This window comes from Parabacteroides sp. AF19-14 (assembly GCF_003635485.1).
GTDB classification, from domain to species: Bacteria; Bacteroidota; Bacteroidia; order Bacteroidales; family Tannerellaceae; genus Parabacteroides; species Parabacteroides distasonis.
This window is the reverse complement of record NZ_QTMJ01000006.1, coordinates 282,531-306,144: the sequence shown is the minus strand read 5'-3', so window position 1 is coordinate 306,144 and position 23,614 is coordinate 282,531. Positions and strand designations below refer to the sequence as shown.

The 23,614-nt window shown below is 46.5% G+C and carries 21 protein-coding genes and 1 tRNA gene; 3 read left to right on the top strand and 19 right to left on the bottom strand.

Annotation, left to right across the window (positions count from 1 at the left end; translation table 11 throughout):
• Positions 1-424: 424 nt before the first annotated feature.
• Positions 425-497: transfer RNA gene (locus DWX33_RS08865), tRNA-Lys, on the bottom strand.
• Positions 498-566: 69 nt separating this feature from the next.
• Positions 567-1,724: an AI-2E family transporter gene (locus tag DWX33_RS08860; protein ID WP_121772135.1), complete on the bottom strand. Its 1,158-nt coding sequence runs from the start codon at positions 1,722-1,724 to the stop codon at positions 567-569.
• 58 nt (positions 1,725-1,782) lie between these two features.
• Between DWX33_RS08860 and dacB the strand changes: the two genes are divergently transcribed.
• The gene (gene dacB / locus DWX33_RS08855) at positions 1,783-3,240 is read left to right on the top strand and encodes a D-alanyl-D-alanine carboxypeptidase/D-alanyl-D-alanine-endopeptidase (RefSeq protein ID WP_122369216.1); all 1,458 of its coding nucleotides are present in this window, start codon (positions 1,783-1,785) and stop codon (positions 3,238-3,240) included.
• 7 nt (positions 3,241-3,247) lie between these two features.
• On the opposite strand, the gene DWX33_RS08850 is transcribed toward dacB, so the two are convergent.
• The 12 genes from DWX33_RS08850 to DWX33_RS08795 form a co-directional block, all read right to left on the bottom strand.
• The gene (locus DWX33_RS08850) at positions 3,248-4,003 is read right to left on the bottom strand and encodes a LytTR family DNA-binding domain-containing protein (protein ID WP_008772909.1); all 756 of its coding nucleotides are present in this window, start codon (positions 4,001-4,003) and stop codon (positions 3,248-3,250) included.
• Complete coding sequence (locus DWX33_RS08845) at positions 4,000-5,067, bottom strand: sensor histidine kinase (RefSeq protein ID WP_008772910.1); 1,068 nt, start codon at positions 5,065-5,067, stop codon at positions 4,000-4,002. The genes DWX33_RS08850 and DWX33_RS08845 overlap by 4 nt, the downstream gene beginning before the upstream one ends.
• Before the next feature lie 83 nt (positions 5,068-5,150).
• Positions 5,151-6,371 (bottom strand): ABC transporter permease, encoded by a 1,221-nt coding sequence (locus tag DWX33_RS08840; protein WP_122380222.1) that lies wholly within the window; start codon positions 6,369-6,371, stop codon positions 5,151-5,153.
• Between the two features lie 37 nt (positions 6,372-6,408).
• A complete protein-coding gene (locus DWX33_RS08835; protein WP_048927065.1) occupies positions 6,409-7,149 on the bottom strand; it encodes an ABC transporter ATP-binding protein in 741 nt (246 codons plus the stop codon).
• A gap of 64 nt (positions 7,150-7,213) precedes the next feature.
• The gene (locus tag DWX33_RS08830; RefSeq protein ID WP_122380221.1) at positions 7,214-8,446 is read right to left on the bottom strand and encodes an efflux RND transporter periplasmic adaptor subunit; all 1,233 of its coding nucleotides are present in this window, start codon (positions 8,444-8,446) and stop codon (positions 7,214-7,216) included.
• A gap of 116 nt (positions 8,447-8,562) precedes the next feature.
• Positions 8,563-9,879 carry a TolC family protein gene (locus tag DWX33_RS08825; protein WP_008772912.1) on the bottom strand — a complete coding sequence of 439 codons (1,317 nt, stop codon included), beginning with the start codon at positions 9,877-9,879 and terminating at the stop codon, positions 8,563-8,565.
• Positions 9,880-10,574: 695 nt separating this feature from the next.
• Entirely contained in the window at positions 10,575-11,126 is a 552-nt protein-coding gene (locus DWX33_RS08820) for a chromate transporter (protein ID WP_005867334.1), read from the bottom strand.
• 1 nt (position 11,127) lies between these two features.
• A complete protein-coding gene (locus DWX33_RS08815; protein WP_005859800.1) occupies positions 11,128-11,655 on the bottom strand; it encodes a chromate transporter in 528 nt (175 codons plus the stop codon).
• Positions 11,656-11,676: 21 nt separating this feature from the next.
• Positions 11,677-13,266, bottom strand: coding sequence for a S41 family peptidase (locus DWX33_RS08810; RefSeq protein ID WP_036630834.1), 1,590 nt, complete (start codon positions 13,264-13,266; stop codon positions 11,677-11,679).
• A 23-nt stretch (positions 13,267-13,289) separates the two neighbouring features.
• Positions 13,290-13,763 (bottom strand): pantetheine-phosphate adenylyltransferase, encoded by a 474-nt coding sequence (coaD, locus tag DWX33_RS08805; protein ID WP_005859804.1) that lies wholly within the window; start codon positions 13,761-13,763, stop codon positions 13,290-13,292.
• On the bottom strand, positions 13,750-15,615 hold the full coding sequence (locus tag DWX33_RS08800; RefSeq protein ID WP_005859805.1) for a DNA topoisomerase IV subunit B: 1,866 nt from the start codon (positions 15,613-15,615) through the stop codon (positions 13,750-13,752). The genes coaD and DWX33_RS08800 overlap by 14 nt, the downstream gene beginning before the upstream one ends.
• Before the next feature lie 5 nt (positions 15,616-15,620).
• Positions 15,621-16,748 carry a hypothetical protein gene (locus DWX33_RS08795; RefSeq protein WP_121962689.1) on the bottom strand — a complete coding sequence of 376 codons (1,128 nt, stop codon included), beginning with the start codon at positions 16,746-16,748 and terminating at the stop codon, positions 15,621-15,623.
• Positions 16,749-16,886: 138 nt separating this feature from the next.
• Between DWX33_RS08795 and DWX33_RS08790 the strand changes: the two genes are divergently transcribed.
• Together DWX33_RS08790 and rnr are read left to right on the top strand one after the other, a co-directional pair.
• Entirely contained in the window at positions 16,887-17,795 is a 909-nt protein-coding gene (locus tag DWX33_RS08790; protein ID WP_005867329.1) for an SMP-30/gluconolactonase/LRE family protein, read from the top strand.
• 138 nt (positions 17,796-17,933) lie between these two features.
• Positions 17,934-20,120 carry a ribonuclease R gene (gene rnr / locus DWX33_RS08785; protein ID WP_005867327.1) on the top strand — a complete coding sequence of 729 codons (2,187 nt, stop codon included), beginning with the start codon at positions 17,934-17,936 and terminating at the stop codon, positions 20,118-20,120.
• Between the two features lie 103 nt (positions 20,121-20,223).
• Here rnr and DWX33_RS08780 read toward each other — a convergent pair whose 3' ends face one another.
• The 5 genes from DWX33_RS08780 to DWX33_RS08760 are packed head-to-tail and all read right to left on the bottom strand — an operon-like array spanning position 20,224 to position 23,121.
• Complete coding sequence (locus DWX33_RS08780) at positions 20,224-20,436, bottom strand: immunity 17 family protein (RefSeq protein ID WP_005859813.1); 213 nt, start codon at positions 20,434-20,436, stop codon at positions 20,224-20,226.
• A 4-nt stretch (positions 20,437-20,440) separates the two neighbouring features.
• Positions 20,441-20,860, bottom strand: coding sequence for a tRNA (adenosine(37)-N6)-threonylcarbamoyltransferase complex ATPase subunit type 1 TsaE (gene tsaE, locus DWX33_RS08775; RefSeq protein WP_048927062.1), 420 nt, complete (start codon positions 20,858-20,860; stop codon positions 20,441-20,443).
• A 10-nt stretch (positions 20,861-20,870) separates the two neighbouring features.
• The gene (locus tag DWX33_RS08770; protein ID WP_122380220.1) at positions 20,871-21,209 is read right to left on the bottom strand and encodes a DUF86 domain-containing protein; all 339 of its coding nucleotides are present in this window, start codon (positions 21,207-21,209) and stop codon (positions 20,871-20,873) included.
• A complete protein-coding gene (locus DWX33_RS08765) occupies positions 21,178-21,513 on the bottom strand; it encodes a nucleotidyltransferase family protein (protein WP_009016777.1) in 336 nt (111 codons plus the stop codon). Before DWX33_RS08765 ends, DWX33_RS08770 begins: the two co-directional genes overlap by 32 nt.
• A gap of 57 nt (positions 21,514-21,570) precedes the next feature.
• Complete coding sequence (locus tag DWX33_RS08760; RefSeq protein WP_122380219.1) at positions 21,571-23,121, bottom strand: PglZ domain-containing protein; 1,551 nt, start codon at positions 23,119-23,121, stop codon at positions 21,571-21,573.
• Positions 23,122-23,614: the final 493 nt, after the last annotated feature.

Genomic DNA, 23,614 nt, shown 5'->3' with positions numbered 1-23,614 from the left:
TAGAATTAAAGAATTTTCCCCCTGATTTATCGGGTGAGCCCGATTCTATTTCATCAGCGAAGAGAAAAAACGCTGGGGACTACCCGGCCTGATCATGTGGTTAATCCCGGCGCTACACAAATCTTTTGGAATCGTAGGTTATAAAGTTGGAGAAATAAGTAAATAGGTTATCTACCAAATAAAAAAGCTAGTTCTGTATTCGATCATGAGTTTTGGTATTAAATAGAAGACCTCCACGTAGTTTATCAGAAGGACTTTCCGACAATTGTACCCCCTAATCGTTTTTTGGGGAAGGGGGTACGATTTGGATACTCAACCGTATCTTTTCGTGCGCCTTTTTGGGCTTTCAAGCAAGACTAAAACATAAAAAAGCCCACAATACGTTAATATTGCAGGACTTATCTCTTTTGGCTTTGTTCTTATGTGATCCGCCTGGGGCTCGAACCCAGGACCCCAACATTAAAAGTGTTGTGCTCTACCAGCTGAGCTAGCGAATCATCCTGTGCGTTACTTCTGTAATGCGGGTGCAAAGGTAGGAGTATTTTTTTAATATGCAATAGGCATGGCTATTTTTTTGCGATTAAATCTGAATTTATTTTCTCTCGCTTAGGTTGATGAGCAAGGTTTCCGGGATCTAACTCATTATCTTCGTGCAAGATAAAGCGTTTATAGTAGGATAAGCACAATGTTGTCAATGGGAGGGCTATTATTAAGCCTATAAAGCCTAGGATCGTTCCCCAGATGGATAATGAGAGTAAGATGATGGCGGGATTCAGTCCCATAGCCTTACCCATTATGCGGGGGGTAAGATATAAATCCTGTATACATTGTACGATACCCAAGACTAAAATAGCCATACCAAAGATCAACCAGAAGTTCTCTCCAGTCTCGGCCGAACGCAATAAGCTCAATAGAATCATCGGGATAATACCGATCGCCTGCATATAGGGAATTAAGTTCAGCACGCCAATAAACAGGCCCAGCGTGACCGCCAACGGGAAATTAATGATCTTAAAACCGATCGCGAGCAGAACCCCTACGGAGAGAGCGATCAACGATTGTCCGCGGAAATAACGGTTCATGCTGTATTCCACATCCTCAGCCAAACCTTGCAGGAACGGACGGTAACGCTCCGGTATCAAATCGATCCAACCATTCGCGATCTTCTCATAATCCAAAAGGATGAAAATAAAGTAAAGCAAGATCACGAACACGATCGTGATACTGAAAAGGATTGAGAAAGTGTTCGATAAGATAGACCATAACTGGGGCGCAATCTGCTTCACCGCTTTCAACAAATTCTCCTTACTCAATAACTCCATGATCTGGGCGAAGTTCACATTACTTTCCAGATATTCCATCCATGAATGCGGGATCAAAGGGACATGACCTTCACCGGGATCATGTGTGCGGATCAGTTCTAGCGTTTTATCCGCCTCAGCCGCAATGGAAGGAATGACCATGACTACCAGCAACGTTATCAATAGCCCTAAAGTCACCAATACCGCCATAATCGATAAGATGCGGCTCTTAAAACATAATTTATATTGGAAGAACTTTACGAACGGTTGCATCATATAAGCCAGTAACCAAGCGATCAGGAAAGGTAACAAAGCGTTTCGTAATAAGGCTATCAAATAAATAATTCCTGAGATGACCAGTATACCGAACACTATGCGTATTACACGGTCAAACGTAAAAGGCTTGTCAAACAGTGGATTCATATTATTTTCATATCTTTGCTTGCGACAAAGATAGAATAAAGTAGAATATATAAACATCATGATACGTAAAATATCCTTTTTCTTCCTCATTTCTTGCTTATACCTTTCAGTGGGGGCACAGACTCCACAACCTATCAAGCAATTCCTGCGCAAGCCTTATATGGAAGGAGCTTCATTTTCCTTGATCGTGAAAGAGGTTAACAGTGGCGAGACGGTATTCGCTTACGATACAATCCGGCAGCTGACCCCAGCCTCGGTCATGAAAACGGTTACGACCGCTACCGCATTGGAGATATTGGGCGAGGATTATCGCTTTCCCACGACATTAGAATACGACGGCTCCATCGAGAACGGCTTGTTAAAAGGCAATTTATATATCAAGGGAAGCGGAGATCCTAGCCTTGGCTCAGCGCATTTAGCCCCGGATCATAAGCGGTTTCTACAGGAATGGATCTCCGCCTTGAAAAAGGTGGGTATCCATAAAATACAAGGAGCCGTAATCGCTGATGAAAGTATATTTGACACGGAAGGCACTTCCCTTAAATGGGTTGGCGAAGATATGGGTAGTTATTATGGTGCCGGAAGCTATGGGATTTGCGTATTCGACAATCTTTATAAATTAGGGTTGCAAACCGGAGCTCCCGGAACCCGCCCGAAGTTGAAAGGAACCGAACCGGAATTATCCGGCATCCATTTCCATAATTACTTAACGACCCAGCAAGTATCTTCGGATAGTTCTTTTATCGTAGGGGCGCCATTCGCCACGGATCGTTATTTATATGGCATTGTCCCCGCTAACCGGGAATGGTATCCGCTCAAAGGGGATATTCCCGACCCGGCTCTTTTCCTAGCGGATTATCTCACTAGGCAATTGGAACATGAAGGGATCACGGTCGACGAATCACCGTCCTGTTTCCGTATCTTGCGGGAAGCCGGTAGGTGGCAACCCGGGAAACGGACCGAGATTGTTACCACTTACTCCCCTACGCTTCGGGAAATCGTGGAAGTGACCAATCATGTCAGCCATAATTTATTCGCCGATGCCTTGATCAAGACGATCGGCCTACGCTATACGCCCCGTAAGGGAGAGGTCATATCTTCTTTTAACCGGGGTATCCAGGTGCTTCGGGACTATTGGCAAGGGAAAGGACTCGACCTCTCGTGCGTCTGGATGTACGACGGTAGCGGTCTTGCGGTTACCAACAAGTTATCAACAGCTTTTGTGGCTGATTTATTGATTTATATGAAAACCTGTTCACAACAACACACAGCCTTCTACGAATCATTGCCCGTAGCGGGGGTAGAAGGCTCGGTGAGGAACTTCTTAAAAGGCTCATCCCTCCAAGGAAAAGCTCATCTTAAAAGCGGAAGCATGAGCCGGGTAAAAGGATATGCGGGATATATAAACAAAGGCGATAAGCAATACGCCATCGCCCTATTCGTAAACAACTATTCCTGCGACGGACGTCCTATGACCGTAGCGATAGAGAAATTATTGCTCCAGTTGCTCAACTAACCAGCGGTTATTTCGGCAGGATCGATCTACGCTCTATCATCTCTAGGAAATGCTGTTTATAATTGTCGGAGATCGGGATATACTCCTTTCCAAAGACAATCCGATTCCGCTCGATCACCTTGATCTTCTCCGGCTGGACGATAAAAGAGCGATGAACACGCACAAAGCGATCCGAAGGTAACATATCCTCCAAACTCTTCATGCTCATCAACGAAAGGACCGGACGGGGCTCATCCTCCACGAATATCTTCACGTAATCCTTTAATCCTTCAATATATAATATCTTGCGCAGCTCTATTTGCAACAGCTTATACTCACTCTTGACGAAAATACTCTCCATCCCGCCCTTCTCCGCGATTGGCGCGGATCCTTCCTTCTCTTCCGAAGACACCGGCTTACGGAGCAGCTCATACCATCGCAACGCCTTATTCGCCGAGGCAAGGAAGTCCGGATAACTAATTGGCTTCAACAAATAATCCAGCGCGTTTACCCGGTAACTATCCACGGCATATTGATCGAAAGCCGTCGTAAAAATGACACGGGTATCGGCGTTCAAGATACGGGAGAACTCCAATCCGCTCAACTCCGGCATCTGGATATCCAGAAAAAGCAGATCCACCGGCCGATCCCGTAAGTCGGAAAGAGCGTCCAAGGCACTATTATAAGTCCCTTGTAAATCCAGAAACGGAGTTTTCAAGACGTAGCTTTCCAGCAAGCTAACCGCTAAAGGTTCATCGTCAATAATAGCGCAAGTCAATCTCATATCTCAGTCTCGTTTATAGTAATTGATAGATAAGAAGAATAGTTATCCCCCTCCCGACCGCATTGGAACGAGAAATGCCCCGGATAGAGCAGCCCCAAGCGTTTCTCCAGATTCACCAGCCCGATACCGGAACCACTTTTATCTTGATCCGGGCTTTTCGGGAAATAGCTATTCACAATAGTACAAACTACCTCCGCCCCCTCCTGATGGATATCCAAATGGATGAAAGACGGCTTATTATTGCTCACCCCATGCTTAAACGCATTCTCAACCAAGGAGATAAACAACAGGGGGGCGATCAAGGTTCCCGGGGAGGAAGCGACGATATTCGTTTTCAGCTCCACATGTTTGGGCAGGCGTATACGCATCAGCTCCACATAATTACGAAGGAAGTCGAAATCCTTCTCCAATGGGACAAAAGGCTGGCTACTCTCATACAAGACATAGCGAAGCAAGCGGCTCAAATCGTGCACCGCCTCCTGTGCCTTCTCCGGGCTGAACGCTATCAAGCTATAGATATTATTCAACGTATTAAACAGGAAATGCGGGTTAAGCTGGCTCTTCAGGTTCTGCAATTCCGCCTCGGCACGCTCCTTCTCCAGTTCCCGCTGGATAGCCGCCACCCGGTACCATCCGTCCGTCATCTTGATCGCCACGCTAAGGCCGGCTACCAAGGAGTAGATAACGGCGTTGACGAGAAAGAACCCCACCGTCTCGTTCAACGGGCGGGGCGGACGAGCCGGATGATGCATCTCCGGCGGATAGAAATAGCGCATGCAGAGATGCACGAACAGCATCATACCCCCGATAAGCAATAGGTTGATCAGCAGGAAACGCCCTGTCCGGCGGTTAAACAAATACCGCCTCACCAGCCACCCGTAATTCAAGTAGAAGACGAGCATGAAGGAAAGCGGCACGATGATGCTCCGGAAATAGCCCTCGAACGTGACTTGCGACTCCCTCCCCGTGAAGAAAAAGGGGGAGCAGAACAGGATACCCCATCCCGCGATGTGTATCAACTTTCCCAAACCTTTGATAGGGGGAGATTGTGGTGTGTCATTCATCTTATTATCCTCTTTAGTGCTACGCAAATATAGTCATTCCTACCGTTATATGAGCCATGTAGCCTTATCTAGTGAGCATTCGTCTACTCATAGCGTATGGCCTCGATCGGGTCGAGCTGCGCCGCCTTCTTGGCCGGGTACCATCCGAAGAACACGCCCGTCACCGTACATACCACGAAAGAGAGCAGTACGCTCCACGGCTGGATATAGATCGGGAAATGCGCCACGACGTTCACGACCAAGGCGGCCCCCACGCCGAAAAGCACGCCGATCAATCCTCCGGTCACGCTGATAAGGATAGACTCGATCAAGAACTGAGCCAAGATATCCATGCCTTTCGCACCGATACTCATACGGAGGCCGATCTCCCGCGTACGCTCCGTCACGCTCACGTACATGATATTCATGATACCGATACCACCAACGAGAAGAGAGATACCAGCCACCGCAGCCAGCAACGTCGTCATTATATCCGTCGTACTTGTCAACATCGTGCTCAACTCCTGCATACTCCGGATCGTGAAATCATCATCATCGGTTTCCCGCAGCCTATGGTTACGCCTCAGTATCTCCGATATCTCGTCTATGGCTTGATCGGTGTACTCCTCCTTGAGCGCCGAGCAGGTTATGCCTTGCAAATGGGTAATGGCCAAGATCTTTTTTTGAATAGTTGTGTATGGAGCTAAGATCAGGTCGTCTTGGTCCATTCCCATGCTGTTGTATCCTTTGCTTTTCAGTACGCCCGCGACCCGGAACGGTAGCTTCTGGAAACGGATCACCTTACCGACGGGATTCTCTCCGCCGGGGAAAAGGTTATCCACCACCGTCTTCCCGATCACGCATACCTTGGCGGCGGTCTGTACGTCCTGATCGCTGAACATATCGCCATCCTCCACCTCGTATCGGCGTATCTCCATATAATCCGGGCTAATACCGTAGACGGTAGTCGGGGCGTTATTGGCGCCATAGATGGCCTGTCCACTACTGTTCACGGAGGGCGAGGTGGCGGAGACGTAGCGAGTCTCGTTCACGATATCCTCGTAGTCCTGTAGCTTCAGCGTCTCCATGGCAGAGGCGTCTTGGCGTACGCCGCCACGCATGTCGGCTCCCGGCTGGATCATGATCATGTTCGAGCCCATCTCGCTGATCTGCGCCTGTATACTCCGCTTCGAGCCTTGACCGATGGCCAGCATCGTGATCACGGAAGCCACGCCGATGATGATACCCAGCATCGTGAGGAATCCCCGCAGCTTGTTGTTGGCCAAGGCCCGAAGGGCTATCTTTAGTAAATTCGTCGTATTCATTCTAAAAAATATGCTATTACCACATTAATTCATTATTCTAATCATCATTCTTGGGCAGGCGGGCCAAAGCCTCGGCCGCGCTCAAGATATTCGTATTCACCGTATCGGCGGTTACATGACCGTCGCGCAGCGTGATATTCCGGCTGCTATATTGGGCGATCTCCGGGTTGTGGGTGACAAAAATAATCGTACGTCCCTCGGCGTGCAGACGCTGGAAGAGCACTAAGATCTCGAAAGAGGTACGGGTATCCAAGTTGCCAGTAGCCTCATCCGCAAGGATCACCGCCGGATCGTTCACCAAGGCACGGGCGATCGCCACACGCTGCATCTGGCCACCGGACATCTGGTTGCTTTTATGCATCAGACGATCTCCCAAACCTACGGCAATTAAAGCATTGACCGCCTTCTCTCTACGTTGGGCCGCTTTATAAGTAGGATTGTACATGAGAGGAAGCTCTACGTTCTCTACCGCTGTCGTCTTCGGCAACAGATTATAATTTTGAAAAACGAATCCGATCTTGCGATTCCGGAGGGTCGCTCGCTGCCGCTTGTTCATGGTGCGCACGGATACTCCGTCTAAGTAATACTCCCCGCTCGTAGGAGTATCAAGGCAACCCAGCGTGTTCAGCAACGTACTCTTTCCGGAGCCGGAGGTTCCCATGATCGTAACGAACTCCCCCTCGTGAATCGTGAACGACACGCCTCGCAGGGCATGGACGGTCTCGTCGCCAACGTGGAAGTCTCGTTTTATATTGTCTAATCTGATAATTTCTTTCATGACGCAAACTATTTGGACTTTGCAGAGGATGAGACGAGGCACGCCCCGTCTCTACGTATGGTACTTATTTGTTTTTCTTATTCTTGTTGTTTCCCGGAGGGCCCGGCATGAAAGGGCTACGCTCCGCTCCTGCACCTACTTCCGGCATGTTGGCGGCGCTCGCTAAATCTACGGCTACCTCATCGCCCTCGCTCAAGCCCTCGGTTACTTCGGTCACGCTGTTGTTGCTGATTCCGACCGTAATCTGCCTCGGGCTCAAGGTATTTCCTTGGCGGGACCAAACCAAGCGTTTTCCGGGTTGTACCTCCGCATTCGGATCTGTCACGGTCATACCCAACGATTCCATGATGGCGGGCTCGGGGATAAAACGAAGTGCCTTGTTCGGCAAGGTCAGGATATTCGCACGTTCCAACGTATAAATTGTGACATTTGCCGTCAAGCGAGGTTTCAGTTTCAAGTCCGGATTATCCGCCGTAATTACTACCTCATACGTAACAACCGTGGAAGAAGAAGTACTGGAAGAAGCGCTGGAAGTGCTTTCGCTGTCCCCTAAACGAATCTGACGAACCACGCCCTCGAATTGATCGTTCGGGTAGGCATCCACCGTAAAACTAACTCGTTGACCTTCTTCCACGTTCCCTATATCCGCCTCATCCACATCCGCTATTACCTGCATCTTCGTCAAGTCGGCGGCAATGGTAAACAGCGTCGGGGTCTCGAAGCCGGCGGCAACGGTCTGTCCTTCCTCAACAGCCCGGTTGATAACCACTCCGTCTATAGGGCTCGTGATCGTGGCATATTCGAGATTACGGTTTACTTTCACCATGGAGGCTTGACTCTGGTCGTAAGCGGCCTTCGCCTTCTCATAATTATAGGTAGCCGTCTCATAATCCGTATCGCTAATCAATTGTTTCTCGTGAAGCACCTTGCTACGTGCGTAGTTCTTCTGTTGATACTCGAACTCCGTCTTGCTGCTCGCCAATTGCGCCTCGGCGGAACGAAGTTCGGCTTGGAGGTTGATCTTATCCATCTCGGCGATCAGTTGGCCGGCTTTCACCACGTCGTTATAATCAGCGTACAACTTATCGATGATACCGGAGACCTGCGTACCTACCTCAACCTCGGTAACGGGCTCTACCGTACCGGTGGCCGTAACCGTATTCGTGATCGTGCTGCGCCCTACTTTAGCGGTCTCCAGCTTGATCCCGCCTTTCGAGGATTTGCCCGTGAAAAGGAACACGCCCCCCGCTATAAGGATAACGGCAACACCGCCCATGATTAGTTTCTTCTTGTCCATATTCTGATTTGTTTTATTTCTGTTTTACGTTGTATTCTTGTTCAAAAGGCCCCCGCAACCTCCGTCGCAGGGTAACCTTGAAAAAAGAGAGTGGAGTAAATATATCCATTAGTGGGTTAATAATTCTCCGCAACCGGCTTCTTCTGATAAACATTCAGCAATTGAACGCTCATCAAGGCCATGTATTTCGCTTGTAGCTGCTCTTGCTGGGCGGTCAGATAATTGTTCTTCTCCGTCAATAGCTCAAGCGTATTTTTCATACCGAGGCTGAATTGCTCATCGATCAAGTTATAGCTTTCTTTCACGTAACTCAAGCGTTCGGTAGCCGAGGTATATTGGGTCTGCGACGAGGTAGCGTCCAGATAGATCCCCTCCACGGTTTGCAGCAATTGCTTTTGGGCATTCAGCAACTCCAACTGGCTGGTGGTAATCGCGTATTTCGCCTTGTTATAGGCCGTCTTATACTGGCGGTTACTGAAGATAGGGATGCTGATCGTCAATCCGACACTCTCGTTGAAGCTATTCCAGATCTGGCTACCGAAAGCGTAATCCGTTCCGGAAAGATGGCCGGTACCCAGCCCGGCGTTCATGGAGAGCGAAGGAAGGAAAGCACCTTTCGCCTTTTTCTTCTCCAGCTCGGCGATATCCACGGCCAGCTCACTGCTCTTTATTTGCGGCATCACGGCCAGAGAGGTATTGTAAATCGTTTGCTTGCTCGGAAGCGGGGTTAAGATATCTTTCTCCGTAAGCTCCGGCATCACCAATTCGATCTCTTCGGTTATATCCAGTTCTAGTAATTGCTTCAATTGCAACTTATAATTGTCTAGATTCGTCTGGGCTACGACCAATTGATATTTATCGGTGCTTAACTGGCTTTCCAACTGAGCCAAATCCACTTTCGAGATCGAACCGGCACGTAGCAACTCCACCGCACGATCCCGTTGCGCCGTAGATACCTCGACCGTATTTTGGTTGATACGAACGGACTCCATCGCATATAGTACCTGCATATAGGTCTGTATCAAGGAGATTTGGATATCATCCTCGTTTTGCTCGATACCCAGCTCATCGACGGTATTTTGTATTTCCTGTTGCTTGATCGCCTGTACACGTTGCCCTCCATCAAAAAGCGTCCATTTAGCGTTCAGCGCATAATTACCGCTATAGCTATTATTCGTAGCGGCGTCGCTCGAAGGATAATTCACGAATCCTTGGGTAACCGAAGCCGAAAGGGAAGGGAAAAGCTGTGCTTTCGCCTGCTTCGTATCCTCTATACCGGAAAGATGCGACACCTTGCTTTTCTTTACTTGGATATTATGCTCCAAAGCGTAATCCAAGCAAGCACGCAACGTCCATCGGGTAGGTTGCTCTTGTGCCTTACTCCCCACACAGAGGAAGAACAGACATGCGAATAATAAAGCGTATTGTTTCATATTGCCTTCGTTTTCTATCTTTTTACGAAAGCAAAACTATATTACCTTAAAAACATGGGCAACCAGACTAGAAAAAGGGGCTGTTTTCACCGATTAAACGGGCAATTGCATCGACAGGAAAGCGTGCGGATATATATTTATAAGGCCATCGATTTGACAATTTGACAAAATGATAACCGAAGTCCCGGAGAATCGATTATTCCGGGCAAAGGTACGGCTCACTCCCAAATACGAAAGAAAAAAACGGCAATCATCTCGCTAATAGACGAATACCCAAAAACAGTCTTTTATTCCAGTGAAATGAATTCATCCTAATTCATCTATTTAGACAAGAAAAAGGGTGAAACAGTGTTACGATAGGGTTGTAACAGGCTACGAATGCCTATTCACAGGTACTCACAACCCAATGCACAGCCGCTCACAACGCCTAACGCAAGTATACGCATCAAGGAATGCGTCCTCTCGCAAGCTGTCTCGTCACCTATTATGTCCCAAATCGGCCTCTTTTTAACGAAAAAGCACGCTTATCACCACTTCTTTCCCACGATCTCGCTACCTCCGCACAAAAGGTGTGTCAGCGGATTTGCGTTATATCGAGCAAGAAGTAAGAATAAACGCCATTCCACCTATCTTTTATCGGCTCAAAAGTAGTCATTCTTCTTAAAGAATCAGCTCAAATTGAGCCGATTTGATCCTCAATAATACAAAATAACCCCGGCGATACCTGCCAAAATAATCATCAAGATAGGATGTATCTTGAATTTCCAAGTCAAGATAAAGGCGGCGCCAAAGATCAAGAAGCTCTTGTAGTCGATGAAGTTCTCTTTATTCATTAATAGCAAGGCGGCGGCGGCGATCAAACCGACCGTAGCCGGGCGCAATCCAAGGAAAGCCGCCTCTACATATTTATTATTCCGGAACTTAGCGAAGAAATAAGAGATCAAGAGAACCAATATGAAAGAGGGCAGACATACCGCGAATGTCGTCAGGCAAGACCCTAGGATACTCATCGTCTCCGAATACCCCGCATTATGCACCGCCGTATACCCTATATAGGTGGCGCTATTGATACCGATCGGCCCGGGTGTCATTTGAGAGATAGCGACAATATCGGTAAACTCCTGCAAGGAAATCCAACCATAGCGGTCCACCACGTCGGCTTGTATCAAGGATAACATCGCATACCCGCCACCAAAGCCCAATATACCGATCTTCAGATATACATATAATAATTGCAACCAAATCATATCAGCCCTTCTTATTTAAACCATACACCAAACCTCCGGCTATAGCCGCCAAGATAATCCAAGCGGGAGACACCCCACCCATCCAGATCAGCAATGCCGCCCCGACAGGTATGATCATTTGCACGTAACTCAACTTGATAGAGCGTGCGGTTGTCAGACAAGGCACGGCGATCAAGGCGACCACCGCCGGACGCAATCCCATAAACGCCTTCTCCACCCATACATTATCCTTTACCTGCGTAAAGAATAACGCGATCAAGAGCATGATTACAAAAGAAGGGAGAATCGTACCCAAGGCACAAACAAAACCGCCCCATGTCTTCTTCAGTTTATAACCCACGAAGATCGCTATATTCACGGCGAAAATACCCGGCAACGATTGGGCCACGGAGAAAACGTCGATAAAGTCCTCTTTCGTCATCCACCCCCGGTCCACCACATCCCGCTGGATAAGCGGCAACATGGCGTATCCACCTCCGATGGTAAACATACCGATTTTCACGAATGTCAGAAAAAGCGTCCAATACATACCCTTATCTGTTTACGTTGGCTAACGTCCTAAAAGCCTATTGTAAGTTTCTTTATTATTAATAATCTGAAGCGCTTTCTGGTAACTCGGATTATCATCATTGATAATCTGGAAGTACTGCGCCATATCATAGAGATCCCGTGCGATAAGCGCCTTGATCTGAAGCATGATCAACGGCTTCGAACGATTATATTGCTCTTCCTCAAACTCAATCTTCTCATCGCCGGCCATCTTAAGAAGCTCCTCCATGATATCCTCTCCGACCACGAAACCTTGCTTATACTGCTGGAATTTCGGATATTTAGCCATCATCTGGTTCCGATTACGATCCAGATAATTCATGGACACCCGATTGACTAAACCGGAAGCTACCAGTTTCCGGTGATAATCCGTATAGCGAGTCGTATCTACCGGGATGAACACGTCCGGCATAATACCTCCACCTCCATATACGGTACGCTCGGTAACCAAGGTGTTATACTTCATTGAATCCGGGAAATGAATGCTATCGGCACTCATCAACTCCCCCCGGTTATAACGGTCGATCAGATCATGGTGGTACTCCTCCATCTTCCCGTTCTCGTAAGGCTTTTGTATACAACGTCCGGTGGGTGTATAGTAACGGGAAACCGTCAAACGAATCATGGAACCATCCGGCAGGGGAATCGGTTTCTGTACCAAACCTTTGCCAAAGGTACGGCGACCTACGATCACTCCACGGTCCCAATCTTGAATAGCGCCGGAGACGATCTCGCTGGCCGAAGCCGAGGACTCGTCCACCAGCACGACCAAACGTCCCTCTTGGAATTGTCCACGAGCGGTAGAGTTCGCCTCCTCACGAGGTTGCTTACTCCCTTTCGTATAAACGATCAACCGGTTTTTATCCAAGAACTCATCCGCTAACTCTATGGCGATATTCAAATATCCCCCACCATTTCCCTGCAAATCCAGAATCAAGTTCTTCATGCCCTGTTTCCGGAGCTTCTCCAACGCCTCCCTGAATTCATCGGCGGAAGAAGCGGCGAAACGGTTCAACTTAATATAACCGGTATTCTTATCCGCCATATAAGCGGCATCCAGACTATACACGGGAATCTTACCGCGAACGATCTTGAAATCCATCAATTCCGGCGACTTGCCTCGCTTTACTTTCACACGCACCTCGGTACCTTTCGGTCCGCGTAGTTTCTTCATGATATCGGTAGTCTTCATCTTCACGCCGGCGATCAAGGTATCGTCTACTTGGATAATACGGTCGCCCGCCATCAACCCCACCTTCTCAGAGGGACCTCCGGGGATTACCTGAATCACGTAAAGCGTATCCGTCAACATATTGAACTGTATGCCGATACCATCGAAATTGCCTTGTAAAGGCTCGGTCATCTCTTTCGTCTCCTCCGGGTCCATATAATTGGAATGAGGGTCTAGCTTATCCAACATACCGACTATAGCGTCTTCCACCAACTTCGTCTCGCTAGTAGAGTCGACATATAGATTAGAGATGGCGAATAAAGCCAATTGGAGCTTCCGGGCATCCATATTCGCTTTTTGCGCTGTCGCTCCGGTAAACACACCTAGAACGATCAGCAGGGATAAGACGATTCTTTTCATCAGATATATTCGTTTCATAATTTTCAATACAATCTCGTCTCTTTAGGGACGAATTGGGAAATGTCTTTGCCGTAGCGTAACAACTCACGGACAATACTTGAGCTAATATGCGTATGCTCCGGTTCCGTAAACAAGATAAAAGTCTCGATACCCGTCAACTTACGATTCACGTCCGCGATCGTCTTCTCATATTCGAAATCATTGACCGTACGGATTCCTCTTAAGATAAAGCCGGCTCCGACCTCTTTAGCGAAATCCACCGTCAATTGATTATATGACATGACTTTCACCCTTGGATTATCCTTGTATAGATTCCAGATCGCTTCCATCCGCTTCTCCAAGGAGAAATAGGTAAGCTTCTTATCGTTGATACCGATCGAGATCACGATCTCATCCACCAGTTCCAACCCACGCCTTACCAAGGATTGATGCCCGATCGTAAAAGGATCGAAGGTACCGGGAAAAAGCGCAATACGTTTATTTTCAATTGATGACATCTTCTTCAACCACTAAGTTATCGATAATAAAGTTCTGTCGCTCCATGGTATTCTTCCCCATATAGAACTCGAGCATATCTTTCACGAGGTCCTCTTTCTTCATTGTCACCGGATCAAGGCGTATATCCTTGCCGATAAAATGCTTGAACTCATCGGGAGAGATCTCTCCCAGACCTTTGAATCGGGTGATCTCCGGATTCTTCCCGGCAGCGGCTATGGCAGCCAAGCGTTCCTCCTCCGAATAACAATACCACGTCTTCTGCCGGTTACGTACCCGGAATAACGGGGTTTGCAAGATATAAACATGATTACGCTTAATCAAATCGGGGAAGAATTGCAAGAAGAAGGTAATCAACAATAAACGGATATGCATCCCGTCCACATCGGCATCTGTCGCGATAATCACCTTATTATACCGCAAACCTTCCAAGCCATCCTCAATATTCAAGGCCGCTTGAAGCAAGTTAAACTCCTCGTTCTCGTAAACGATCTTCTTTGTCAAGCCATAACTATTCAAAGGCTTACCCCTCAAACTAAATACAGCTTGGTAATTCGGGTTACGGCTCTTCGTGATAGAACCGCTAGCCGAGTCACCCTCCGTGATAAAGATACTGCTTTCCTCTAGCAAATCCCCTTTCGAGTCGGTCAGGTGAATCCGGCAATCCCTTAGTTTCTTATTATGTAAATTCGCTTTCTTCGCACGCTCGCGGGCCAGCTTCGTAACACCGGCGATCGCCTTGCGCTCTTTCTCGGACTCCAAGATCTTCTTCAGCAAAAGCTCCGAAGTCTCCATATTCTTATGCAAATAGTTATCCAGGTCATTCTTGATGAAATCACCGATAAACTTCGCTACCGTAGGGCCGTCCGGTCCTATATCCTTCGAGCCGAGCTTGGTCTTTGTCTGGCTCTCGAATACAGGCTCCTCCACTTTTATGCTGATAGCGGCCACGATACCCGCACGAATATCCGAATACTCGAAATTCTTATTGTAATATTCCTTGATGACACGACCTATAGACTCCTTGAAAGCGGAAAGGTGCGTACCGCCTTGGGTGGTATGCTGGCCGTTCACGAACGAATAATATTCCTCTCCATATTGGTTGCTATGCGTGATAACCACCTCTATATCCTCCCCTTTCAGGTGGATGATCGGGTAAAGAGGCTCGGTGGTCATATTCTCGTTCAACAAATCCACCAGACCATTGCGGGAATAGAAACGTTTGCCGTTGTAAATAATAGAAAGTCCCGAGTTCAAGAAGACATAGTTCTTTAATAGCCCCTCGATAAACTCGTCCTTATAATGATAATCCTTAAAGATCTCCCGATCCGGGACAAAAAACACCTGCGTACCGTTCGCCTCCCCGGTCGGTTGGATATCCGATTCCTCCGTGACGATCGCCTTACTATATTCCACCCGCTTACACTCTCCGTCACGGTAGCTGGTTATCAAGAAATAACTACTCAAGGCATTCACCGCCTTGATACCCACACCATTCAAACCCACGGATTTCTTAAACGCCTTGCTATCGTATTTAGCGCCGGTATTCATCTTGCTAGACACATCCACGACTTTACCCAGAGGGACACCACGGCCATAATCCCGTACGGCTACCGTACCTTCCTCGATAGTCACCTCGATACTTTTGCCGTACCCCATCATGTACTCGTCGATAGAGTTATCCAGCACCTCCTTCAACAACACATAGATACCATCATCGGCATAGCTACCGTCCCCCAGTTTTCCGATATACATACCGGGACGCCGGCGGATATGCTCCATCCAGTCCAGTGTCTTGATGTCATCATCGTTATATTCCGTAGGTTGTTGTATCGTTGAATTCAGCTCATCCATATCTCTTATAACTTTTTAATATACGCTCTTCTTGATTTATGATGCTCTCGCTTGAAATAATCCCATTGCGCTTGTACGGCGCTATTCGTTTCCAGCTCCGGGTTACTCTCGGCGTAAACGGCACCGATACGCTTATAGACCGGAATCAAGTCATTAAATAATAAAGCGTTCACGCCTTTACTTTGATATTCCGGCAAGACTCCTGTCAAATACAGGTCGATTACTTTCGGTTTGCTCTTCAACGCTTTCAGCAAATGAATCCACCCGAAGGGTAACATATGCCCACGAGCCTTTTGTAAGGCTCTCGATAGGTTGGGCAGGGAGATGCCAAAGCCAACCACCGCATTATCCTCTTCCCTTACGATCAGCGTTACCAAATCATAACGCAGCATAGGGATATACATATTGATATAATAATCGATCTGCTTCTCGGTCAATTGCGCGAAACCATACAAGGGAGCGAAAGCCGCATTCAATGTATGGAATACCGGACGGGCGTAAGGCATAATCTCCTTAGCGTTCTTGAACTTCAGCACCTTCAATCCGTATTTCTTCTTCACGATCTCGCCGATACGCAAGTGCTTCTCAGGAACGCCATCCGGTATATAGATCTTAAATTCATGCCAATCTTGATCCTTTCCGTATCCGATACGCTCCACTTGCTTGGGGTAATAGGGATAATTATAAATTGTAGCCATCGTACCGATCTGATCGAAACCCTCGATCAACATACCCTCGTGATCCATATCGGTAAAGCCCATCGGACCGTGGATCTCCTCCATGCCTTGTTCGCGGGCCCATTTCTCGACAGCGCCAAAAAGGGCATCAACCACCTCGTCATCATCAATAAAATCTACGAAACCAAAGCGGGCACGTTTCTGTCCCCAAGCCTCGTTACTCGGGTGATTCACCATACCGGCGATACGGCCTACCACCTTCCCGTCCTTATAAGCAAGGAAGTAAATAGCGTCGCACACCTCGAACGCCGGATTTTTCTTCTTATCCAGCGTCATCATCTCTTCCTCTATTAAACCCGGTACGTGATAGGGATTACCCTTGTATAATTCGATATTGAACTTGACAAACTTCTTAAGCTCCTTCTTACTGGTAACTTCTCTTATCTCTACGCTCATCGGTAATTTTATTTAAGCGGCAAAGTTACATAAATAATCTTTTATCATGGCATTATAAAACAAATTTATACCTTTGTAAACTCAGATTCATAGCATACCATGAAAAAAATAGTTATTAAATTAATATTGGCATTTATCATGTTTGAAGGAACCTCTTGTATAAACGATCCTATTATAATCAGCCCCGATCTGGCGTTTCGGGCGGAAGCTACTACAGGGGAGGGATCGATTTGGCATCCCGATCGCAATACACTTTTCTGGGTAGATATTGAAGGAAAGACGTTATATGAGTATATACCGGACTTGCAAAACTGCCGTTCATGGCAGTTCGACCGCATGGTCTCTACCGTCGTACCGGAAACGGACAGTACGGTAGTCGTCGCTTTACAAAACGAGATCATACGTGTAAACCTAACGGATGGGAACACGGCATCTATCGCCCCAATCCCGGACAATAACGGGAAGATTCGTTGCAACGATGGGAAATGCGACCCGTCCGGACGCTTATGGATCGGCACCATGGGATTTGGCGCGCCTAAAGGGGCTGCCAGCCTTTATTGTGTATGGGCAGACGGAACCGTCGAAACAAAGTTGACAAAAGTCACGATCTCCAATGGGATCGTATGGTCCGCCAACAAGAAATACATGTATTACAACGACACACCTACCCGTAAGATCATACGTTTCCGGTATGACGATAGCTCCGGTGACATATTGTACGATGGCGTAGCCGTAAATATACCCGAGGGCACCGGCTCCCCGGATGGAATGACGATAGATTGCAACGACAACCTTTGGGTGGCTCAATGGGGAGGTGGCGGTGTTTATTGTTACAATCCCTATACCGGCGACCTGTTGACAAAAATTGTCGTACCGGCCCCCCACGTAGCGTCATGCGCTTTTGGAGGGGATAAGCTCGACACGCTTTATATAACGACTGCCCGTGCCGGATTGAGTGAGGAACAGCTTGAGGAATATCCACTAAGCGGTAGCGTATTCTGTTGCAAGCCCGGAGCGAAAGGGGTGCCGGCGAATTGTTTCCATTAAGAATCCGCGAGCTTAATAAATCTAATTAACACAATTGTCAACCAAATATCAATTTAAATTGTTTCCTTTGTAGACATGGCGTGCAAAAGACGAGGCGTGCCCCGTCTCCACAAAAACAAATGCAAATAATTATACAGAATGGCAAAGAATAGACCAGCAAAAAAAGATAACAATAAGGAGAAAAAAGGAAAAAAGGAAAAGGGTGTTGGTAAACGTATGAAAAAAGAAGCGATGATCCAAGCCATCATTTCCGTATTCCAATCCTCTCCCAAGGAACCTTTCAACTATAAACAAATCAGCAAGATCATCGGAGTCGAGAACCAAGTGCAGAAATTGCAGGTGGTAGACATCCTGTATGACTTGTCCGCCGAGGATATCATCACCGAGATCGACCGTGGCCGTTACCGTCTCAACGGATTGGGAACCCTAGCCGTAGGAACTTTCGCACGCCGCAGCAATGGAAAGAATTCTTTCATCCCTGAAGACGGAGGTACGCCGGTATTTATCGCTGAACGTAATTCCGGGCATGCCATGGATGGAGACAAAGTGAAAGTACAGCTTTTCGCCAAACGTAAAGGTGCCGAGCCGGAAGGTGAGGTCGTGGAAATCCTTGAGAGCAAGGAGCGTACTTTCGTAGGTAAACTTCAAGTAGCTAAAGGCTTTGCCTTCTTGATTACGGAAAACAAGACGTTGGCTAACGATATTTTCATCCCTAAGGATAAACTGAAAGGGGGCAAGAACGGCGACAAAGCGATCGTACGTATCGTGGAATGGCCGGATGAAGCCAAGAATCCACTGGGTGAGGTCATCGATATATTAGGTATTGCCGGACAGAATACCGCCGAGATGCACGCGATCCTTGCCGAATTCGGATTGCCTTACAAATATCCTTCCTCGGTAGAAAAAGCGGCGGATAAGATCCCGGAAGCGATCTCTCCGGAGGAAATTGAGAACCGGGAGGATTTCCGGGGGATAACAACCTTCACGATCGACCCGAAGGACGCGAAAGACTTCGACGACGCCCTTTCCGCACGCCGTTTGGATAACGGGAACTGGGAGGTTGGCGTACATATCGCCGACGTAACACATTATGTGAAAACGGATGGTGTCATCGATAAAGAGGCGCAAAGCCGTGCGACTTCCGTTTATCTGGTAGACCGTACGATACCGATGCTTCCTGAGCGACTTTGTAACCAAATATGCTCTTTACGTCCCGACGAGGAAAAATTATGCTTCTCCGCTGTCTTCGAACTAAATAGCGATGCCGTGGTACAAAACTCCCGGATCTGCCGCACGATCATCAAGAGCGACCGCCGCTTTACCTATGAGGAAGCACAAGAGGTGATCGAAACCGGCGAGGGAGATTATAAAGAGGAGATTCTAGCCTTGAACGACCTTGCCAAGAAATTGCGGGAACGTCGTTTCAAGAGTGGCGCTATCAACTTCGACCGCTATGAGGTTAAATTCGAGATCGACGAACAAGGGAAACCAGTCCGTGTTTATTTCAAGGTCTCAAAAGACGCTAATAAGTTAATCGAGGAGTTCATGCTATTGGCAAACCGTACCGTAGCAGAGTTCGTGGGCCGTCCTCCTAAAGGAAAGACTAAGAAGACATTTGTTTATCGTATCCATGAGCTTCCGGACCCAGATAAAATGGAGAATTTCGCCTCTTTTATCCGTCGCTTCGGCTATAAGTTGAAAACAGACGGCACGAAGACGGATGTCTCCAAAGGAATCAACTCCTTATTGGACAATGTACAAGGAAAGCCGGAAGAGAACTTGATCGAGACAGTGGCGATCCGTGCCATGCAAAAGGCCCGTTACTCCACGGAGAATATCGGCCACTATGGCTTGGCTTTCGAATACTATACACATTTCACCTCTCCTATCCGCCGTTATCCGGATATGATGGTACACCGATTGCTGGAACGTTATCTAGCTGGTGGCCGTAGCGTTATACAAAAGAAGTATGAGGATTTATGCGATCATTGTTCCAACATGGAGCAAGTCGCCGCCAACGCAGAGCGTGCATCCATCAAATATAAGCAAGTAGAATTCATGCAGGATAAGCTCGGCATGGTATTCGACGGCGTTATCTCCGGTGTCACCGAATGGGGACTTTACGTAGAACTGAACGAGAATAAATGCGAGGGACTCGTACCTATCCGTGATCTGGATGACGATTACTATGAGTTTGATGAGAAGAATTATTGTTTATTGGGCCGTCGCAAGAAACGTCAATATCGTTTGGGAGACCCTATCACTATCAAAGTAGCGCAAGCGAATCTGGAACGTAAGCAACTCGATTTCCAATTAGCGGAATAAGGCCTTTTTCAAAGTAAGTATAACTTCATCAGACAACGAAGTTATACTTACTTAGGCATTTTGATTATACTTACTAGGACAAGTAAGTATAATTTACTTTTTATCACCAATACATAAGTCCCAGCGCCCCACAAGCGATCAGCCCGATTCCCAACAACGCATAGAAGATACGTGCGCCGCCACGACCGAACCAGTTCACGAAAGTCATCGCCCCGCTGGTTTTAAAGTACCAATCAAAATTACAGATCGCCGCTACGATTGAGAACAATCCCAAAGCGATAAACAAGGATAAGATAAAGTATTCGGAAGGATCCATAGACTTACTTAACCTCTACAGTACGTGAACCGTCCGGATTCTCCGAGATCGTGACATTTACCACATCTCCGGGTAACAACTCATCTATTTTCTCCGGCCATTCAATAAAACATAAAGCTCCGCTATAGAAATAGTCTTCCGTTCCAATATCTTCGGCCTCACTCAATTTATTGATCCGGTAAAAATCAAAATGATAAATCAATTCTCCCGTCGTATCGCTACGGTACTCATTGATAATAGCGAATGTGGGACTGTTGATCACGTCCTCCACACCCAATTCCTCACAGATCGCCTTGATAAAGGTAGTCTTACCGGCCCCCATCGGACCATAGAAGGCAAAGACCGTACGATCATCCATCCCGGCGATAAACTCCTTGGCCGCCTCATGGATCTTATCCAAACTTTCTATTTTTATAGTGCTCATCTTATCTAACTTAACAATTTTCCAATAATGTTTTCACTTCACTTTTTAAGGCCGGCAGATGATTAACGACTATCGCCCAAACCAATGTGTCATCCAAGCTGTCATAAGCATGTATAATCCGATTACGAAAACCAACTATTTGCCGTGTATTGTTTAGCGATATACGTTCCGGTTGTTTGTCATATTGATTTAGAGCCTCACCTATAATGGACAATTGCCTTTCCACCGCACTTTGCGTCTTTAGATCCACTGTATACTCCATATAAGATCTAGTATTTGCGGTAAACGATTCGATCAAGCTTATCGCCCTCATCATGTCAGACAAATACTTCTTTTCTTTTATTGTCATACAATAGAATTTTTGTTTTATCTATATTCTCTAAAAGAAATGGATTTTTTAAACTTTTCTGAGTCAGTAGATCTACTTTTCTTTGAAAGAAATCTTCTAACTTATCCCATAAAGAAAGTAATTTTTCTCCTTTTTCTAAAGGATCCATATCTTCCATTTCTACCAACAAGTCAATATCACTCCTCTGTGGATTGAATTGGTCTGTTACCGAAGATCCAAACGCATACAACGATTTTATCCCATGATTCTTACATATATCAGAGAACAAGGAAAGATTCTTACGTATTTCATTATGGATAAACATATTTCTTTTTTCGCAAAATTAAACAAAACCTACCATCTACGAACAAAAAAACGATATTTATTTCGGTTCCATCGTAATAAACGGCACCAACATCTCCTCCATCGAGATTCCTCCGTGCTGGAATGTATTTTTGTAATAAGAGACGTAATAGTTATAATTATTCGGATAAGCGAAGAAATTCTCTCCACAGGAAAAAATATATTTACTGCTTAGGTTCGGCGAAGGAAGTCCTACTTTTTCCGGATCCCGGATCTCGAATACCTCTTTTGGATTGTAGTTCAAGTTCTTGCCTACCTTATAGCGTAGATTGGTATTCGTGTTCTTATCGCCTATCACCTTGATCGGATTCGTTACCCGGATCGTTCCATGATCGGTCGTAACGATTACCTTAGCTCCCCGCTCAGCGATTCGTTTGAACAACTCAAGCGTAGAAGAGTGCTGGAACCATGATTTAGTCAAGCTGCGATAGGCCGCCTCGCTTTGCGCCAACTCACGGATCATCTTACTCTCCGTACGAGCATGCGAAAGCATATCCACGAAGTTTAGCACAATCACATTCAATTGATTACGAGTAAGAGAAGGGATCGTACCCAACAATTTCTCGCCATATTGAGAATCGTGTACTTTATTATATGAGAAGGTATATTTTTTACGGAACCGATCGATCTGGGTTTGAATCAGTGGAGCCTCATTCAAATTCTTACCTTCCTCGCTCTCCTCATCCACCCACAAATCCGGAAACATCTGCTCTATTTGCGAGGGCATCAAGCCCGAGAATATGGAGTTGCGGGCATATTGCGTGGCGGTTGGCAGTATGCTATAATACAAGCTCTCGTCAAACGTAAAATACTCAGTAAGCAATTCTTTTACCACCCGCCATTGATCCAGCCGGAAATTATCGATCAATATAAAGAAAACCTTCTCGTCATTATCCAACATTGGGAAGACTTTCTTCTTGAACAGGTCGGGGCTCATCAACGGGCGATCGACCGGATTCTGTATCCAGTCCACATAATTCTTCTTCACGAATTTGGCAAAAGCGTTATTGGCCTCTTCCTTCTGCATACGGAGCATATCTGTCATTGCCACTTGGCTGCTTTCCAGTTCCAATTCCCAGTACACTAGTTTCTTATAGACCTCCATCCAGTCGTCTGTGGTCAAGGAATCATTGATTTGCATACCTATACGACCGAATTCCTGCTGATAACCCACCGTGGTCGTCTCGGAGATAATCACGTTCTTATGGACATTCTTCTTGATAGAGAGAAGCAATTGGTTGGGATTTACCGGTTTGATCAAATAATCCGCGATCTTATTTCCGATCGCCTGATTCATGATACTTTCCTCCTCACTTTTAGTCACCATCACGACCGGCACATTCGGAGCGATCTCCTTGATATGCGACAGCGTCTCCAATCCTGTCAAGCCGGGCATATTCTCATCGAGAAAAATAATGTCAAACGATTGTTCCTTACAGCAGTCAATAGCGTCTTGCCCGCTCACCACCGGAACGACCTCATACCCTTTGTCCTGCAAGAACAAGATATGCGGTTTCAACAAATCAATCTCGTCATCAGCCCAAAGTACTCTATCTTTCTTCGCTGCCATAAGCTTACCTAGTTTATTTACAAATATATGGATAATCCTCCATATAACAACGAAAGAAACGGGATGTTTCGTATTTGATCTCGTAATTTTCCCAAATCCAGATAAGCGAATAGCCAATGAGGAGATCTCCTTCATCAACTCACGAACAGTACTCTCTCTTACTGACTAAGGTTCAAAAATATCCAATTTATCTACAACATCTACAACTATCCTTGTAATCATCTATCTTTAGACGGTTTAGCCTATGGTGGTAGATAAAAAACATCTACAATTATCAGGCCCTATCTACCATCATTTACTACTTTTCTATCTCTAAACAGAACGATCTCTCCACACTTGCCGCAATCATCATACGGTCTCTTCCTTATACAGACAAAACATTAACATATAAGCTTATACAGTTTTTATCCATGAAAAACTAAAGTTTTATACCGCTAAAACCTTTGTTTTCCGCTTAGGAAACTTTTGTTTCTATATAGGGAAACTAAGGTTT

Excerpts from the sequence above, each read along its gene's own strand:
- DWX33_RS08860 (WP_121772135.1), bottom strand. The coding sequence starts at position 1,724 with ATGAATCCACTGTTTGACAAGCCTTTTACGTTTGACCGTGTAATACGC.
- DWX33_RS08800 (WP_005859805.1), bottom strand. The coding sequence starts at position 15,615 with ATGGATGAGCTGAATTCAACGATACAACAACCTACGGAATATAACGAT.
- DWX33_RS08815 (WP_005859800.1), bottom strand. The coding sequence starts at position 11,655 with ATGTATTGGACGCTTTTTCTGACATTCGTGAAAATCGGTATGTTTACC.
- DWX33_RS08760 (WP_122380219.1), bottom strand. The coding sequence starts at position 23,121 with ATGGCAGCGAAGAAAGATAGAGTACTTTGGGCTGATGACGAGATTGAT.
- DWX33_RS08850 (WP_008772909.1), bottom strand. The coding sequence starts at position 4,003 with ATGAGATTGACTTGCGCTATTATTGACGATGAACCTTTAGCGGTTAGC.
- DWX33_RS08825 (WP_008772912.1), bottom strand. The coding sequence starts at position 9,879 with ATGAAACAATACGCTTTATTATTCGCATGTCTGTTCTTCCTCTGTGTG.
- DWX33_RS08840 (WP_122380222.1), bottom strand. The coding sequence starts at position 6,371 with ATGAATACGACGAATTTACTAAAGATAGCCCTTCGGGCCTTGGCCAAC.
- DWX33_RS08790 (WP_005867329.1), top strand. The coding sequence starts at position 16,887 with ATGTTTGAAGGAACCTCTTGTATAAACGATCCTATTATAATCAGCCCC.
- DWX33_RS08845 (WP_008772910.1), bottom strand. The coding sequence starts at position 5,067 with ATGAATGACACACCACAATCTCCCCCTATCAAAGGTTTGGGAAAGTTG.
- DWX33_RS08820 (WP_005867334.1), bottom strand. The coding sequence starts at position 11,126 with ATGATTTGGTTGCAATTATTATATGTATATCTGAAGATCGGTATATTG.
- rnr (WP_005867327.1), top strand. The coding sequence starts at position 17,934 with ATGGCAAAGAATAGACCAGCAAAAAAAGATAACAATAAGGAGAAAAAA.
- coaD (WP_005859804.1), bottom strand. The coding sequence starts at position 13,763 with ATGTCATCAATTGAAAATAAACGTATTGCGCTTTTTCCCGGTACCTTC.
- DWX33_RS08780 (WP_005859813.1), bottom strand. The coding sequence starts at position 20,436 with ATGGATCCTTCCGAATACTTTATCTTATCCTTGTTTATCGCTTTGGGA.
- DWX33_RS08765 (WP_009016777.1), bottom strand. The coding sequence starts at position 21,513 with ATGTTTATCCATAATGAAATACGTAAGAATCTTTCCTTGTTCTCTGAT.
- DWX33_RS08770 (WP_122380220.1), bottom strand. The coding sequence starts at position 21,209 with ATGACAATAAAAGAAAAGAAGTATTTGTCTGACATGATGAGGGCGATA.
- DWX33_RS08810 (WP_036630834.1), bottom strand. The coding sequence starts at position 13,266 with ATGAAAAGAATCGTCTTATCCCTGCTGATCGTTCTAGGTGTGTTTACC.
- DWX33_RS08795 (WP_121962689.1), bottom strand. The coding sequence starts at position 16,748 with ATGAGCGTAGAGATAAGAGAAGTTACCAGTAAGAAGGAGCTTAAGAAG.
- dacB (WP_122369216.1), top strand. The coding sequence starts at position 1,783 with ATGATACGTAAAATATCCTTTTTCTTCCTCATTTCTTGCTTATACCTT.
- DWX33_RS08830 (WP_122380221.1), bottom strand. The coding sequence starts at position 8,446 with ATGGACAAGAAGAAACTAATCATGGGCGGTGTTGCCGTTATCCTTATA.
- DWX33_RS08835 (WP_048927065.1), bottom strand. The coding sequence starts at position 7,149 with ATGAAAGAAATTATCAGATTAGACAATATAAAACGAGACTTCCACGTT.
- tsaE (WP_048927062.1), bottom strand. The coding sequence starts at position 20,860 with ATGAGCACTATAAAAATAGAAAGTTTGGATAAGATCCATGAGGCGGCC.